General features: G+C 31.4%; 17 protein-coding genes. All 17 read right to left on the bottom strand.

Going from position 1 to position 15,119, the window contains the following annotated elements:
• Window positions 1-4 precede the first annotated feature (4 nt).
• The 17 genes from G9F70_RS17310 to G9F70_RS17390 all read right to left on the bottom strand — a co-directional run bounded on the left by G9F70_RS17310 (window position 5) and on the right by G9F70_RS17390 (window position 15,063).
• Window positions 5-1,012, bottom strand: a complete 1,008-nt coding sequence (locus G9F70_RS17310; protein ID WP_164944367.1) for an N-acetylneuraminate synthase family protein — start codon at window positions 1,010-1,012, stop codon at window positions 5-7.
• A 283-nt stretch (window positions 1,013-1,295) separates the two neighbouring features.
• Complete coding sequence (locus tag G9F70_RS17315) at window positions 1,296-2,513, bottom strand: motility associated factor glycosyltransferase family protein (RefSeq protein ID WP_164944368.1); 1,218 nt, start codon at window positions 2,511-2,513, stop codon at window positions 1,296-1,298.
• A gap of 7 nt (window positions 2,514-2,520) precedes the next feature.
• Window positions 2,521-2,871, bottom strand: coding sequence for a hypothetical protein (locus G9F70_RS17320; RefSeq protein WP_164944369.1), 351 nt, complete (start codon window positions 2,869-2,871; stop codon window positions 2,521-2,523).
• Between the two features lie 26 nt (window positions 2,872-2,897).
• Entirely contained in the window at window positions 2,898-4,697 is a 1,800-nt protein-coding gene (locus G9F70_RS17325) for a motility associated factor glycosyltransferase family protein (RefSeq protein WP_164944370.1), read from the bottom strand.
• A gap of 125 nt (window positions 4,698-4,822) precedes the next feature.
• Complete coding sequence (locus tag G9F70_RS17330; protein WP_224617646.1) at window positions 4,823-5,647, bottom strand: flagellin; 825 nt, start codon at window positions 5,645-5,647, stop codon at window positions 4,823-4,825.
• A gap of 98 nt (window positions 5,648-5,745) precedes the next feature.
• Entirely contained in the window at window positions 5,746-6,570 is an 825-nt protein-coding gene (locus G9F70_RS17335; RefSeq protein WP_224617647.1) for a flagellin, read from the bottom strand.
• A 756-nt stretch (window positions 6,571-7,326) separates the two neighbouring features.
• Window positions 7,327-7,668, bottom strand: a complete 342-nt coding sequence (locus G9F70_RS17340) for a hypothetical protein (RefSeq protein WP_164944387.1) — start codon at window positions 7,666-7,668, stop codon at window positions 7,327-7,329.
• Window positions 7,669-7,703: 35 nt separating this feature from the next.
• Window positions 7,704-9,314: a flagellar filament capping protein FliD gene (gene fliD, locus G9F70_RS17345; RefSeq protein ID WP_164944388.1), complete on the bottom strand. Its 1,611-nt coding sequence runs from the start codon at window positions 9,312-9,314 to the stop codon at window positions 7,704-7,706.
• Window positions 9,315-9,404: 90 nt separating this feature from the next.
• On the bottom strand, window positions 9,405-9,800 hold the full coding sequence (fliS, locus tag G9F70_RS17350) for a flagellar export chaperone FliS (RefSeq protein WP_411956006.1): 396 nt from the start codon (window positions 9,798-9,800) through the stop codon (window positions 9,405-9,407).
• Window positions 9,801-9,812: 12 nt separating this feature from the next.
• A complete protein-coding gene (locus G9F70_RS17355; protein ID WP_164944389.1) occupies window positions 9,813-10,103 on the bottom strand; it encodes a hypothetical protein in 291 nt (96 codons plus the stop codon).
• A gap of 29 nt (window positions 10,104-10,132) precedes the next feature.
• Complete coding sequence (locus G9F70_RS17360; protein ID WP_164944390.1) at window positions 10,133-10,480, bottom strand: flagellar protein FlaG; 348 nt, start codon at window positions 10,478-10,480, stop codon at window positions 10,133-10,135.
• Between the two features lie 16 nt (window positions 10,481-10,496).
• Entirely contained in the window at window positions 10,497-10,712 is a 216-nt protein-coding gene (gene csrA, locus G9F70_RS17365; protein WP_164944391.1) for a carbon storage regulator CsrA, read from the bottom strand.
• 42 nt (window positions 10,713-10,754) lie between these two features.
• Window positions 10,755-11,189 (bottom strand): flagellar assembly protein FliW, encoded by a 435-nt coding sequence (fliW, locus tag G9F70_RS17370; protein WP_164944392.1) that lies wholly within the window; start codon window positions 11,187-11,189, stop codon window positions 10,755-10,757.
• Window positions 11,190-11,259: 70 nt separating this feature from the next.
• Window positions 11,260-12,573 carry a flagellar hook-associated protein FlgL gene (flgL, locus tag G9F70_RS17375; protein ID WP_164944393.1) on the bottom strand — a complete coding sequence of 438 codons (1,314 nt, stop codon included), beginning with the start codon at window positions 12,571-12,573 and terminating at the stop codon, window positions 11,260-11,262.
• Between the two features lie 37 nt (window positions 12,574-12,610).
• Window positions 12,611-14,362 carry a flagellar hook-associated protein FlgK gene (gene flgK, locus G9F70_RS17380; protein WP_164944394.1) on the bottom strand — a complete coding sequence of 584 codons (1,752 nt, stop codon included), beginning with the start codon at window positions 14,360-14,362 and terminating at the stop codon, window positions 12,611-12,613.
• A 15-nt stretch (window positions 14,363-14,377) separates the two neighbouring features.
• Window positions 14,378-14,788 (bottom strand): flagellar protein FlgN, encoded by a 411-nt coding sequence (locus tag G9F70_RS17385; RefSeq protein ID WP_164944395.1) that lies wholly within the window; start codon window positions 14,786-14,788, stop codon window positions 14,378-14,380.
• 2 nt (window positions 14,789-14,790) lie between these two features.
• Window positions 14,791-15,063: a flagellar biosynthesis anti-sigma factor FlgM gene (locus tag G9F70_RS17390; RefSeq protein ID WP_164944396.1), complete on the bottom strand. Its 273-nt coding sequence runs from the start codon at window positions 15,061-15,063 to the stop codon at window positions 14,791-14,793.
• Between the last annotated feature and the right edge of the window lie 56 nt (window positions 15,064-15,119).

Raw genomic sequence — 15,119 nt, forward strand, 5'->3', positions numbered from 1 at the left:
AAAACTACGCTAAATCTTCCCAACACACTGCTTCATCTTCTTTTAAATCTTTATTAAGCTTTCTTCCTATAACTTCTTTATAATACTTACTTTCTATACCATTCACTGGCCTTACATAATCTAAGTGCTTTTCTTCTATTAAATCGCCAGCTTTTAAACTACAAGCTGCTATTATTCCCCTTCTTGCATAATGTCTTTCTGCAAATTCTGCTTTTACAGGAACTTTAGCTCCATTACCCATAGCTTTTTCTACTTTTCTTATTTCTTCTACCATTTGCTTTAATTCTTCTGGCTCTAATGCATAGAAATGATCCATACCTTCTAATTCTCTTGAAATAGTAAAGTGTTTTTCTATAATTTTAGCGCCCATAGCTACTGCTGCAATAGGTAGAGTTATTCCCATAGAATGATCAGAAAGTCCTACTGGTATCTCTAATTCTTGCTTCATAGTTTTAAGAACATTAAGATTTATATCCTCATCTCTAGGTGGATAGTTTGAAATACAGTGAAGCACTGCTATTTCTTGTGTTTTTCCTTGTTTTATTCTATTTACTGCTTCTTTAACTTCATCCATATAAGCCATTCCAGTTGCTAATATAACTGGTTTCCCTGTGTTTGATATGTAATCTAAAAGTGAATAGTAATCCATATCTCCTGATGCTACCTTATATGCTTCTGCTTCTAATTCTTCTAATAAATCCACTGCATCTTTTTGAAAAGGAGTAGTCATAAACATAATCCCTTTACTATCACAGTATTCCTTTATCTCTTTATGCCATTCTAATTTAAATTCATATTTTTTAACAATTTCATTAGCTAGATGAGATTTTGAGAATAATTTATCCCCCGTAAATGTTTGAAATTTAACTGCATCTACACCTGCTTCTACTGCTATATCCACAAGCTTTTTTGCTTGATTTATATCTCCATTATGATTACTTCCTGCTTCTGCTATTATAAAACATGGATTCTCATTTCCTATTATGTATTTTCCAATTTTTATTTCCTTCAAAATTATCACTCCTATTTGAATAAATTAATGTATAAAAAAAAGGATGGTTGGTAAACCCAGCCTTTTTTGCCAGCTGCAAAATTGACAAATTTTATAATTCTTCATGATTACACTAAATTCACACCTAAAATTCTATCTAAGTTCACTCTTAATTTTCGTATATTTTTTTTAAAACTTTACACATACAAACAAAAAAAATCCAAGAAATCTTTAATTGTTTTATGATTTCTCAGATTGATAAAGTTATATTAAATTTTCCATTAATATTACTCCTAGTATGCTTTTATAAAAGCGACTCTACGACTTTTACCAAATCCATTTCCATTGTACCTTTTATCCTAGCCCCTTTGCTACAATTTATAAATCTGACATTTGGGTTCTCTTCTATTTCTTTTTCTATTTGTCTTTTAAAATACATATAACCATCATTTGTGTTTATCATATTACCATTAACACTTAATACCTTTTTATAAACACCATCTTCTGGAACATCATTAATTATTCCAGCATGGCTTTTATTATCTAAATATCCTAAATCTTGTCCCACAAATATGATTTCCTTAGCTCCAGCCTTTATTGCTATGTCCAGTGTTGCTACTGCTACAGTTTTTCCTGTATTTATTATTATATCATCTTCATTTTCTTCATTATAAAACATATATTTGGGACCCTTATATTTTTCCACAGCCCACCTAGATGCAGTATTTAAAAAACATAATGGAATATCTAAATTTTCATATCCTTTTAACTGATTATATACAATCTCCTGCGAATCTATTATAGTAATCATATCTGGATTAATTCCATTTTCCATAAATGTTATTAAGGCTCTTCCAACAGAGAATACCTTAACTTTTCCATTTAGTTTTTTTAATGTATTTATATTATAATCTAAAGATGGTCCAGCTGCTACTATTATTACTGTTTCACCTTTAACCTTTATCCTATTAAAAAACTCTTTAATTGTAGGAGTTTTTAGCCTTAAGTTATGTTCATAATTTTCACTCATAACTTCACTAAATGCTTCTACCGATATTTTAGCCACATTATAATCTTCAAGTGTATTTTTTAAAGGCATATATTCATCTGAAAGTAACTTAACAGAAGGTTTATATATCAATATATCATCTACCATCTCTGATATCCTTACAAAATCCTGCAAAAACTTTTGTGAATAGTTATCAAATATTTTCACTCTTTTATCTTTTCTTATATCCTCTAAGTTACCCAAATTCTCGGCTATAGCTAATATTTCTTTATCTGCATCAAAAACATATATTATACATTTTTCATTACATTTTTTTAGTAATTCTTTAATATGATATCCAAGGCCTAAACCATAGACCATTACCACGTCTTTGTTTTTATAAAACTTTTCATTTAATTCTATAAATTTTTGTCCTTCTTTTAAGGGGTAGTACTTACTATGAAGGAAAACATTTTCTACTAGTAAAGTTGTATTGGATTCTCTAGTATTTACTATTTCAATTTTTCTATTCATATAATGATCACCCTTTTGCTAGTATCTTGTTAATATTCTTTTGAATATCCTCAAGTATTGGTGTTAATTCATATTGAAATAAATCCCCAATTAAAATAAAATCCCCATTTTCTAGAGCATCAACTATTTCACTTAACCTCTCATTCATATCCTGTAAATTTATATCCTGTTTATGTATGTCTTTTGTAATCATTAATGCATCACTCATCCATTGCATTCCTTCTGTAATAGGGAAAATCAATTCACAACCTTTTCTATCTTCTCCCCCCTGAAAATATTCCACTACCTTTTCTATTCCATTTATCAAATTCACCATATATTCACTTACGGTTTTTAACGTGTCAAATTCCTCATTCATATGTAATTCCTCCAATATTTTTTAATCTATATTAGGTCTTTTGCCACTTTTTCAAATTCAATTTTCACTTCCTTCATTATTTCTAACAAACCTTTGTATATTTCTTCACTTTTTAACGCAAGCCTCTTGCCCTTTTCTTTTTCACTTTCTCCTTGTTTTTCTTTAAATTCATCTGAAATCATAATTTTTGCCACTAGTGGTGCATATAATTTTTTAATGCTTTGTACTTTTTCAACTTCTTTATTCAACTTAGAATCTACCTTATCTAACTTATCTAAAATATAATTTATATCTAATAAAATATTTTTATCATAATACTTGTACATCTTAGAAGTGTCTACAATAGCATTTTTGCATAGTTCTTCTATGGTTTTAATAGATTTTAAAATTTTTATTATATTTTTATATACTATTTGCTTATTTACTAAAGGTTTGCTATTTAGTAAATCTTCTATATTTTTATCTATACATTCATTATAAGAGTATTCATTAATAGACTGCTGTAAAGACTTTATTAAGGTTCCTTTAATATGAGCTCCACCTTCTGTGCTGTTAATAAAAGTAACATTTTTATATTCTAACATCATTGCCTCTATCTTTTTCCTGTAAAAATCTAGTGCTATTGTAGTAGGTACCTTTTCACCATATATATCATCTACGTATATATAATCATCATCTTTATCAATTACATTATTTCTATTGGTTTTTGCACTGTCTGCATGGTATTTATTATTAGTATAAGCTAAATCCTGACCTATAAAAACAATATTATCACAACCTAAATATGCGCCTAAACTTATGCACACATGTGCTACAGATCCCCCTTGCCACAAGCAATCCACATCTACACCTAATAGGTTATCAGTTATATCTTTAAAATCTATATCTTTGAAAAATACTTTCCCCCCCTTATATTCTTCCACCAGTTCGTGGTTACTTACTTCACTAAACACTAAAGTTACATCACTATGCAATTCCTTTTCAAATACTTTATAAGAATATTCTCCTGGATCTACGGAACATACAAAGTCTGGTTTTACTCCTTCATTCAAAAGAGTTTTTAAGGTTCTTCCACCCGTTATGATAATAAACTTATCTTGAATAGCCTTCAATAAGTCGATGTTTTTTTCTAGTGAAGGTCCTGCTGATACTATTATAGCAGGCATACCCTTAAATTTATCCTTCAATTGATTTACCATAGTGCTATCTGTTATTTTATTAATATTACGTGCAAAACACTTAAAATACTGTTTTGAAAAATGTAGTGACGTGCTTATCCCTATAATTGAATCATTTACAAATTCAATAAATCCCTTACTAAACTCCTTATATTCTTCACTATACACTTTATCATAGTTTGCATATGTTGCAATCTTTGTATTGTTAATTTCTACATCTTTTATATTTTTGCTTAAAAATTTTTTCATATTTTCTTTTTCATAATTTAATATAAAAACTCTATCATCTTTAAATATATTTTCTATGTTATTAGATAATATATTTTCTATTAATATTTTTTCGTCAGGTTCAATAATAAGGATTTTGTTAGTACTAGATACTTCTTTTAACAAATCTAAAATATGTTCTCCTGTGCCAAATCCCCATATTATAATAATACTATTAGCATTTATTTCTTTTATTGTAGCTTTTAAAATCTCAACATCTCTATCCACGGTATATTTACTTCCTAAATAAATAAACTTACCATCTGTGTTTATCCTTATTATTTTTTTATTATCTTTACTAGTTTCTATCTTATATCTTTCTTCATCTTTTAAAGTAATTCGTTTCAGATGATTTAATATTTCTCCATTACTCTCATTCATATATAATTCCTCCAAAAACTTATGCTTATATGTATATATATCGTATAAAATAAAAAATACTTTAGCAAAGAAAAAAAGAACAGAAATTAATTCTGTTCCTTTTTTGTTAACTATTTATTCTTTAATTATCTTAATAATTGAAGAACTCCTTGAGGCTGTTGATTAGCTTGTGAAAGCATTGCTTGAGCTGCTTGCGCAAGAATGTTGTTCTTTGAGAAGTTCATCATTTCTTTTGCCATATCAACATCTCTAATTCTTGATTCTGATGATTGTAAGTTTTCTGATGATGTATTTAAGTTATTTATTGTGTGTTCTAATCTGTTTTGCACTGAACCAAGATTAGCTCTTTCAGTTGATACTGCTGCTATAGCATCATTTACTCCTGTAATTGCAGCTTGTGCACCTGTATCTGTAGATATACTTAGAGAACTTACTTTTAATCCAGTCGCTCCTGCTGTCATATTACCAATTTTTAAATTAATTACTTGACTTGCATTTGCTCCTACTTGGAAGTCTAAACTACTAGACATAGTTCCACCAGATAAAAGTTTTTTAGTGTTAAATTCTGTTTGAGTACCTATTCTTGTAATTTCTTGTTTCATTTGGTTAAATTCTGTAGCAAGTGCTCCTCTATCTACAGTTGTGTTTGTTGCAGTTGCTGATTGAACTGATATTTCTCTCATTCTTTGAAGAATTGAGTGAGTTTCATTTAAAGCACCCTCTGCAGTTTGGATTAGAGAAATAGCATCCTGTGCATTTCTTGATCCTTGATCAAGTCCTCTAATCTGTCCTCTCATTTTTTCAGATATAGCAAGACCTGCAGCGTCATCTCCAGCTCTGTTAATTCGAAGTCCTGAAGAAAGTTTTTCCATTGATTTTCCAGCATTAGCTGTGTTTCCTATCATTTGTCTGTGTGCGTTCATTGCGTTCATATTGTGATTGATTATCATAATAAATTCCTCCTTGAGTTTTAAGTGTACTTCCTTGCACACTGTTTTTTTATGAGCTGCTAATTGTTAATTGCATTCTATCAACTGTAATATCAGCATTATCTTAATAATTGAAGAACTCCTTGAGGCTGTTGATTAGCTTGTGAAAGCATTGCTTGAGCTGCTTGCGCAAGAATGTTGTTCTTTGAGAAGTTCATCATTTCTTTTGCCATATCAACATCTCTAATTCTTGATTCTGATGATTGTAAGTTTTCTGATGATGTATTTAAGTTATTTATTGTGTGTTCTAATCTATTTTGCACTGAACCAAGATTAGCTCTTTCAGTTGAAACTTTTGCAATTGCATCATTTACTTTTGTAATTGCAGTTTGTGCATCTGTAGCTGTAGATATACTTTGACCACTTACATCTAATCCTGCTGTTGCTGCTGTCATATTACCAATTTTTAAATTAATTACTTGACTTGCATTTGCTCCTACTTGGAAGTCTAAACTACTAGACATGGTTCCACCAGATAAAAGTTTTTTAGTGTTAAATTCTGTTTGAGTACCTATTCTTGTAATTTCTTGTTTCATTTGGTTAAATTCTGTAGCAAGTGCTCCTCTATCTACAGTTGTGTTTGTTGCAGTTGCTGATTGAACTGATATTTCTCTCATTCTTTGAAGAATTGAGTGAGTTTCATTTAAAGCACCCTCTGCAGTTTGGATTAGAGAAATAGCATCCTGTGCATTTCTTGATCCTTGATCAAGTCCTCTAATTTGTCCTCTCATTTTTTCAGAGATTGCAAGACCTGCAGCGTCATCTCCAGCTCTGTTAATTCGAAGTCCTGAAGAAAGTTTTTCCATTGACTTTCCAGCATTAGCTGTGTTTCCTATCATTTGTCTGTGTGCGTTCATTGCATTCATATTGTGATTGATTATCATAATAAATTCCTCCTTGAGTTTTAAGTGTACTTCCTTGCACACTGTGTTTTTTATTTATTTAAAAGCCTTTTTAAATGGGCTGATAAAACTTGGTCAATATTACTTGTTATTAAATTTTAGTGTTATTATTATGAAGCTTAATGTATCGATTAAGTTAACATCCTACTCGCTTATTTATATTTTTAACTTCCAATAATAATATCGTAGGTTTAATTATATACTTTATAGTTTTTTTAAAATTATTTTATTGATTTTAACCTTTCATTCATTTCTATTATCATTATTGCATGTTTTTATTGAAATATAATTAGGATCACTTTGCATGTTATCAACCTTATCCTATAGTATCAAACTTTTCTGTATTTGCTATGTAACCGTGGTATATTGATACTCTTTTTGGCTTTATATCTCTATCAATTGTTGCGCCAACCTTCTTTGTCTACTGTATCAAATCTTCTATTTACATCAATTTTACTTCTTAAAATATGACTTAATCAATTTACCCAACTTCCTATTGCTATTCTATGTGGTGCTGAGAATACATAATTCATAATCTCAATATCACTAACATCTCTATTTCTACTCTTAAAAGCTATATATTATTCTACACATCTCCCATAAAAATTAATAGAACAAAGTTATTTTGTAGTATTACCTATTATGCTTATTTCTTATGAAAGTTTATTCCTACTTTTTTTCTAAGTGTCCATCCTATAGGTACCATTATATTTTACTTGTCCACTGTTTTTTTATCTATCATATTTGTTTATTAAACATGCTTGAATTGGCATAAAAGCTTTTATTATAATTATTATTAGCATTTTTAATTATTTGAATCCTATTTAATTCTTGTTTTGTATCTTCTTTCTTTAATTGCATTAATTCTAATAATTCATGCTGCACCTTTAATATATCCAGTTCATTACATATATCCGCAAATTCTTCAGTAGTATATTGCAGCTTTTCCATATCTTCAATAAGCATTTGTCTACTATCCAATAAAACATCTGATTTGTTAATTTCGTCCTGCTGCAGCACCCTAATAAGTTCCATAGTTACCTGCTTGAATTGTACTAATTTTTGTGTCAATTCATTCATAACAAATTCTCCATTCTATAGATTTTAGAAAGATTTTATTGTCCCCCACCTAATTGTTGCGTTAACCAACTTGATTGGGAGTTCAGCTTATTCATAGCTGTTTCCAATTTTGAAAACTTCAAATAAAAGCTATTCTCTCTATCTGCTAGACTTTTTATCATTTCAGTTATCTTTGCATCTTTCTTTATAATATCCGCAGATAATACAGATTTATATTCACTTTCATCCCCTTTTATACCTGCTCTTTCAAGAAAAATACCCTTTTTGTTATCATTGCTTCTTGTTGTTCTTGTATAATCTTGTAAAATATCACTTATCCTTTGAAATATACCTTGCTCATCGTTTCTTGTTTTTCTCTCATCGCCTATAGGATCTGCATTATATGAAGGATACTTTGTAGATTGCTTTGTAAACAGCTCGGTAACCTGTTTACCTTTAGTTTCAATAGCAGCTTTTAGTTTTGTCTCATCTATTATAATCTTTCCTCTTTGACTTGTATCCCTTGAGGTTGATAACCCAATTTCTGAAAGAGTTATGCCCGCATCTGTTACCCCATCGAAAAAGGCTCTTCTCATTGAGGTAAGCATATTGTCTAAATTTGAGTCACCCTTGAGCAAACCTACTTTAGCTTTAGTCTCCCATTGTTTAATTTCATCTTCCTTCATAGATGTCTTCTGTTCATCAGTAAGTGGAAGATACTTATATTGCTTCTGTTCATCAGCCTTTCCGCTAACCTTATCTACTAATTGATTATATTTATCTATGAACCCAATAATTTTATCATAAGTTTTTTGAGAATTTCCAGCAACTGCAATATTAGTTATGCCTTCCTTTGTTAATGTATAGTTAACCCCATCTATAGAAAAATAATTACCTCGTCCTGTAACAGGAGTTGCAACTGTAGAACCTGGAGGAGTTATTTTAACTATAGCATCCATTCCTTCCACTACAGTACTGCTTAAGTTTAATTTTCCTAGAACAGCACCCCCTACCGTTAATAATGCTTTATCTCCTATTCGTAAACTCTCTATGCTAAATTTTTGTGTTAGTTCACTATAATTTAGTTTAACATTACCATCTGTACCTTTGTTAACCGCATCCATTAATTGTGATATTGTAGCATCTTTTGATATTGTAGGCACCGTTGATGTTGAAGGGTCTCCTGATACTGTTAATGTCTTTGTTCGTTCTATAGCATTATCGTCTTTATACGTAAATGTTAAAGTTTCACCATCTACAATACCTAATGCACTTAATGCTGTAGATTTATTTGCTGTTACTACGCTACCCTCTATCTTGTCTGGTGTAGCTAACTGAGTTACTTCCACCTTATAGTTTCCAACCACAGCGCCTGCAGACGCCGTAGCACTAGCCCCAGCACTTTCTCCTGATACACCACTAGTAGCCGTTACATCAAAGCCATCATAGTTACTCTTTCTTAACACATTAGTATCAGGTTTTGTGTTACTAAAATATGTGTCTTTAATAGCGGTTGTGTCTGATAATATATCCCTATAAATTTCCTGCCTCCAAGCCACTATTTGCCTATCCTGTTTCATCTTATCCACTCTCATTGCATAAGGTTTCATCATTTGCTTTACAGTAGCATCCGTATCCATCCCTGTAGCCATACCAGTAATTCTCATTTAATACAACCTCCTCTTTTTCAATTGACAGATGATTTTTATGCTATGCATAAAACTTTCAACCCACAACTGTCAATCGTCCTCTGTTCTTTATTTCCCACCCTTAGATAATTTATAAGCCTCATTCCAAGTATCTCGAACATCTTCAATTAGTGGTATTATCTCATTCATGATTTTTTCACTTTTCTTAATGTTAGCGTCTGTAAGCCTTCTTGCTATAAAATCATAAATTCTCATTAAATTTTCTGCCCATTGACCACCACTATTTACATCTAAAGTTGCCATTAACTCATAAAATATATTTTGAGTTTTTATAATGTTTTCATGAGCCTTTTTAATATCTTTATCTAAAATAGCTTGTCTACCTATTTTTGAAAACTTTACAGCTCCATCCACAAGCATTAGGAGAAGTTGATCCTTCGATGCGAAGTTTACACTATTATTTTTATAAGTATTAAATGCATTTCCATAAGCGTTCATTGCCATATTCCCTCACCTCTACTTTTTAGTATCTATAAAATTTCCAGTGCACCTTTGCCCTTTTTCTAAATTGTCTTTAAAAGCCTCTACACCATATTCTGTATTTTTAAATGCATTTACAGTTATTTTATGATTATTCTTATATTTTAGAAGCTTGTCCTTAAATTCTTCCTGAGACTTTGAGTTATCTTTAGAATTTCTATCTTTATTTACAGATATTGCTCCTTTTCTATGAATTACACCGGACTTGGTTGTGTCCTTAACTCTCTGTCTTATTTCAACATCAATTTTATTTAACTTAAATTCCATAATACCCCTCCCAACTTTCTCCTAAAAAGTTATGCCTTTTTATCTACTAAAATACCAGCCATTTCGCACATTTTTGCTACCATGTCTAGTATTTTTCTTGAGGGAATTTCTTTTATCACTTCATTAGTATCATTATCAATTACCTTTATAATCATTTGGTTAAGTACATCATGCTTTTCATATTGTATGTGAGTACATTGTCCTTCTAAAAGTTTATTTATTTTGCTTACTGCATTTTCAACTTCTATTTCAATGTTTTCTTTCTCATCTAGCGAATTCTTACTTTCAGTAGCCTTTGGAATCTTACTGTTTTCCGAAACCTTATAAAATTTATCTAAATCTAAGGATTTATTTTGATTTATACCCCCAATATCCATGTTTGCCCCCCATAATTTATTTCTTTAACTTTTCTAAAGCTGACACATCAAAAACTATAGCTCTTTGATTTTCATCCGTCACTTCTCTATATAGTTCTGACCTTAAAATACTAATTTCCCTTGGTGCATTTATGGAAATTTTTACAGATCCATTTTCAATCTTAACTATAGTTATTTCCACATCATCACCTATTAATAGAGATTCACCTTTTTTTCTACCTATCACTAACATTTATCTATCCCCCTTGTTTCTCTCTGGCGTAGATAACACTTACTAATTCTCATTTCCTTTAAATAAAGGCTCCTTTATTTTATATTTATCATTGTCTAATATTAATTGTTCCCCTAATTTTTCTTTTATATTAATAATAATAGGAGCTTTTAAATTAGTAGTCATATTCTCGGTATTTGAACTTAAAGTTACTGTAGTTAATACTAATGCTTCTTCAGGCCTCAATATTTGTAGTTCATTTATATAGGTGTCCGGTATTTTAAATTCATAATCCGCAAGAACTGTAAATGGCGATACCAATACTAAACCCACTTCAGTATCTTCAATTGAGTGTAATATACTAAAAACTTCATTACTTTCTAATGGAAAAATTATAAAGTTTTTGAGTTCCTTAAATCCCGGCAGACCTTTTTTGAACACTATAACATCTTCATCACTATATTTTCTAACTCCATGGTACTTCGTAACGAGCTCCATATTACAAATCAACTCCTTTAATAAAAATCTTTTCTCTATTAACTCTCAACTCTCAACTTTCAATTCTCAACTATCTCAAGTAATCCAGCAATGAAGGCTGAAGTACCTTAGCGCTAGTTTGTAGCGATGCCATATATACAGTTTGCATAGTTGCATATTCCATTGTTTTTTCTGTAATATCTATATCTTCAGTTGCAGATAGGATTTCTGTCATATTAAAATTCTGATCTTCATTTCTAGTTTGTGCACTTTCCATTCTATTTTGTTTGGCACCAGCCTCAGAACGGAGCTTTAAAATGTTGGTCATAACCTTTTGTATTCCTTCCAAGTCTGCATTGGTCAAAGCTTTAATATCGTCAGCATAATTAGGATTCGGAGTGCCTGCTGAAATCTCCGGCTTCGAATCAAGATGTTTAGTAATATTCCCTAATAATTTCATAAGATTCTCATTAGCACCCGTTCCATAGTTTATAAGCTGTGATGCTGTAATATTATAATCCATAGTTACACCTTGGGATACTTCTACTAGTAACTTATCAGGTTCTTGGATTAAGCCTAAATCTTTAGCAGCTGTAGTTGGTTGAGCTGGTGGGATTACACTATTATCTGAGAATGTCACAGTTCCTGATGGAGTAATGTTAAATCGTCCATCGTTAGTTGCTGTAACTGTAACTGCATTAGCAGATGGTATAGATTTATTAATACTTTCTTGAAGAATAGCCGCTGCCTCGGTCATAGTGGTTTTACCACTTATAATCCCCTCAGTGGTTGGTGGTGTTGTCACTGATATATTTACTGGCATTGGCGATCCTCCATTTAATGATATATCGAATGTTGCCCCGAGCTCTACTGTTTTACCACTATAAGTCATTCCTCCAGCCATAGGTTTCCCAACCACCTTTGTGCTACAAATTAACTCATCATTTCCACCTGCATCCTTACTAGTTTGCATGGGTTTACTTGTTCCATCCGTTCCTCCAAAAATATACTTACCATCAAAGCTGGTATTTAATATTTGTGAAACTTCTTGTATTCTTTGATTAATTTCATCCTTAATAGCCTGCCTTTGTTCACTTCCGTAGGTACCATTTCCAGCGGATACTAAAAGCTCTTCAATTCTTCCAACTACATTGCCTGCATGTGATAATGCTGTATCTGTTGTGTCAAGGAAATTCATTGAATTTTTAATATTACTATTATATTGTTTATTTGAATCTATATCTGAATACATTTGCATTATTCTTGAAGATTTAAAAGGATCATCTGAAGCCTTTGTTATTTGTTTACCAGAAGTCATTTGGCCCTGTATCCTACTCATATTAGTTAAATTTGTTCTCATGTCTCTTAAAAAATTATTTGAAAGCATTTTATTGGTTACTCTCATATCTTCACCCCTTACTTAATGCGTATATTTCTATCATTTATCTTTTCAACCCATTAATAACCACATCTAAAAGCTCATCCACAGTAGATATAATCTTTGCATTAGCTTGATAAGCATGTTGAAATTGAATCATATTAGCCATTTCTTCATCCAAGGATACACCCGATATAGATGTCCTTGATTCATCTAAGCCTGATAATAGTGCTTCATGGTTTTTTACAATTCTTTTTGCTTCTTGGGTTTGCACCGCGAGTCTATTCACAATATCCGTAAAATAACCACTAACAGTCATACCATTCACACTTGATGCAATTGTTTTAACTCCTAGTACTGGGTCTAAACTAAATAGACTGCTGCTTTTCGATAAAAAATCCGCCCTAGTCGTTGTGTTATTAATGCTTTGGATATCTAATCTTATATCTCTAAGACTTGCAATAGCTAGTGCTCTTTTTCCATCAGTTGCCGATGGGGTATCACCTGCTGCAACCTTAATCTTCATAACATCATCAAGGATGACTTTGTTAACAGAAATATTACCTGCATTAATTTCTATTTCTCCATCTGCACCAGTTTTCGTACTATTAACAAAAATATTAGGTATGCCTGTTTCTTTCGTTGCATCACTTTCACCGCTATGCACTGCATTTATAGAAAATGCAATACCCTTAGCTAAACTATTTAACTGGTCCACATATTTGTCAATATCTTCCTGAACAGACATATAGCCTTTTAACTCTCCCTTTTGAGGTTTAAACAATGCTAGATTTGCGAAGTCTGCACTTGATTCCAGCTTAACTCCTGCTTTATCTATAGCATTTCCTTCCTTGTCAGCCCAAAGCACTCTACCTTGATCTAACTGTTTATATTGCTCAGGAGTTAAACTCATATTTAAAGTTGCTTTATTCTTCTCATTGGACATATCCCCATTTTTGTAATAAGTTACTTCATACTCTCCAGTTTCACCTGGCTTTTGTCCCGCTTTTGGTACAATGCTACTTACATAAGAAAACCTGCTAACCTCATCTTTGTTAATAGACTTTACAAGATATGCATTGTAACTGCCTACAACATCATCTGGTTTAAGATCTTCTCCTCCTAATGATTTTTTATCAATAGTTATCCCAAATTTTACGCTTAGCTGATCTACTAACAAGTCCCTTCTATCCATTAAATCATTAGGCTCATTTCCACCAACTTTTACACTTATAATCTGTTGATTTAATACATTTAGCTGATCTAACATACTATTTACATCCACTACATCCTGCTTAATAACCTGTTGACTATTGCCTTTTAATTTTGTTAATTGATTATAAGTATTATTTAATTCATCTGTAAGTGCTTTGGACTGCTGTGCTACCACTGTTCTTGAATTTGAACTTTCTGGATGTAATGAAAGTTCTTGCCAAGAATTGAAGACCTTTGTGAGGAGAGTTGACACTCCTGTATCACTAGGCTCATTCATAATACCTTCAACCCCTGTAAGGAATTTCTCACGTCCTTGGTATAAGCCACTAGTTCCATTTTCCGTTCTTACCTGATAATCTAAAAAATTGTCTCTAATTCTTGTTATGGAGGAAATCTGCACACCAGTACCTAATTGGCCTGGCCCCATAGCATTATTCATAGAAGGCATACCGAATGGCCTTGTAGTCTCCATAGTAGCCCTTTGTCTTGAATAACCTTCTGTATTAGCATTAGCTATGTTGTGACTAACTACATCTAAAGCCTTTTGTTGAGCACTCATGCCCCTTGTAGCTACATTAAAAGTTCCAAATAATCCTGACATCTCTTTCACCTCATACTATTTTTTTACTTTACCATATGCATTGTAAGTTTTTGTTTCTCTTGCTGGATTTAATACATTTAATATTCTATTTGTAAAACTAAGTCCTTGTTTTATAAGTAACTCGTTTGTATCCTTTTGAAGTACAACTTCTTGTAATAAGTTGTTTATTTTAAAATAATTCTTCTCAAGTTCTTCATCTTTAAATTCTTCAATTATGGACCTCATAGCTCTACTTTCCGTAAGTTTTCTTCTCTCAACTTCCATATGGGCTATATCTTTGTTAGCCTTTTTAATCTTGTCCACACAAGCTTCCATTCCAAAAATATCATTAACAACTATACATCTGTGTTGCTCTTCAAGTTCTACTAAAAGCACCATCACAGCTTCTATTTCCTGTATCATGACAACATTTAGTTTTTCCTTCATAACTAAATATCTCTCCCCTTCATAATATCCATCATTCTAGTAGCTGTTAATTTTGAATCCATCTTATAGGTACCCTGCATTACTTCATTTCTAATAGCTTCTATCTTAGCCTCGAAATTAACTGTTTTACTATCTAGTGATAATGCGCTTAAGCTTTTTCCTGCGGTGGACAATTCTATGGTATCTTTCTTTAATGCTACTGCCTTTAATTCTGTTTTAGGTGTATTATTTTTATAGAAACTAACCACATTATTTTTTACTCCATCTATTTTCATTCCTAACCACTCCTAGCTTTTTATATCTTTATACTAGATTCCTTCTAGTTTGTTCT

It is taken from the genome of Clostridium sp. FP1 (assembly GCF_011065975.2).
Lineage (GTDB): Bacteria > Bacillota > Clostridia > Clostridiales > Clostridiaceae > Clostridium_AD > Clostridium_AD tagluense.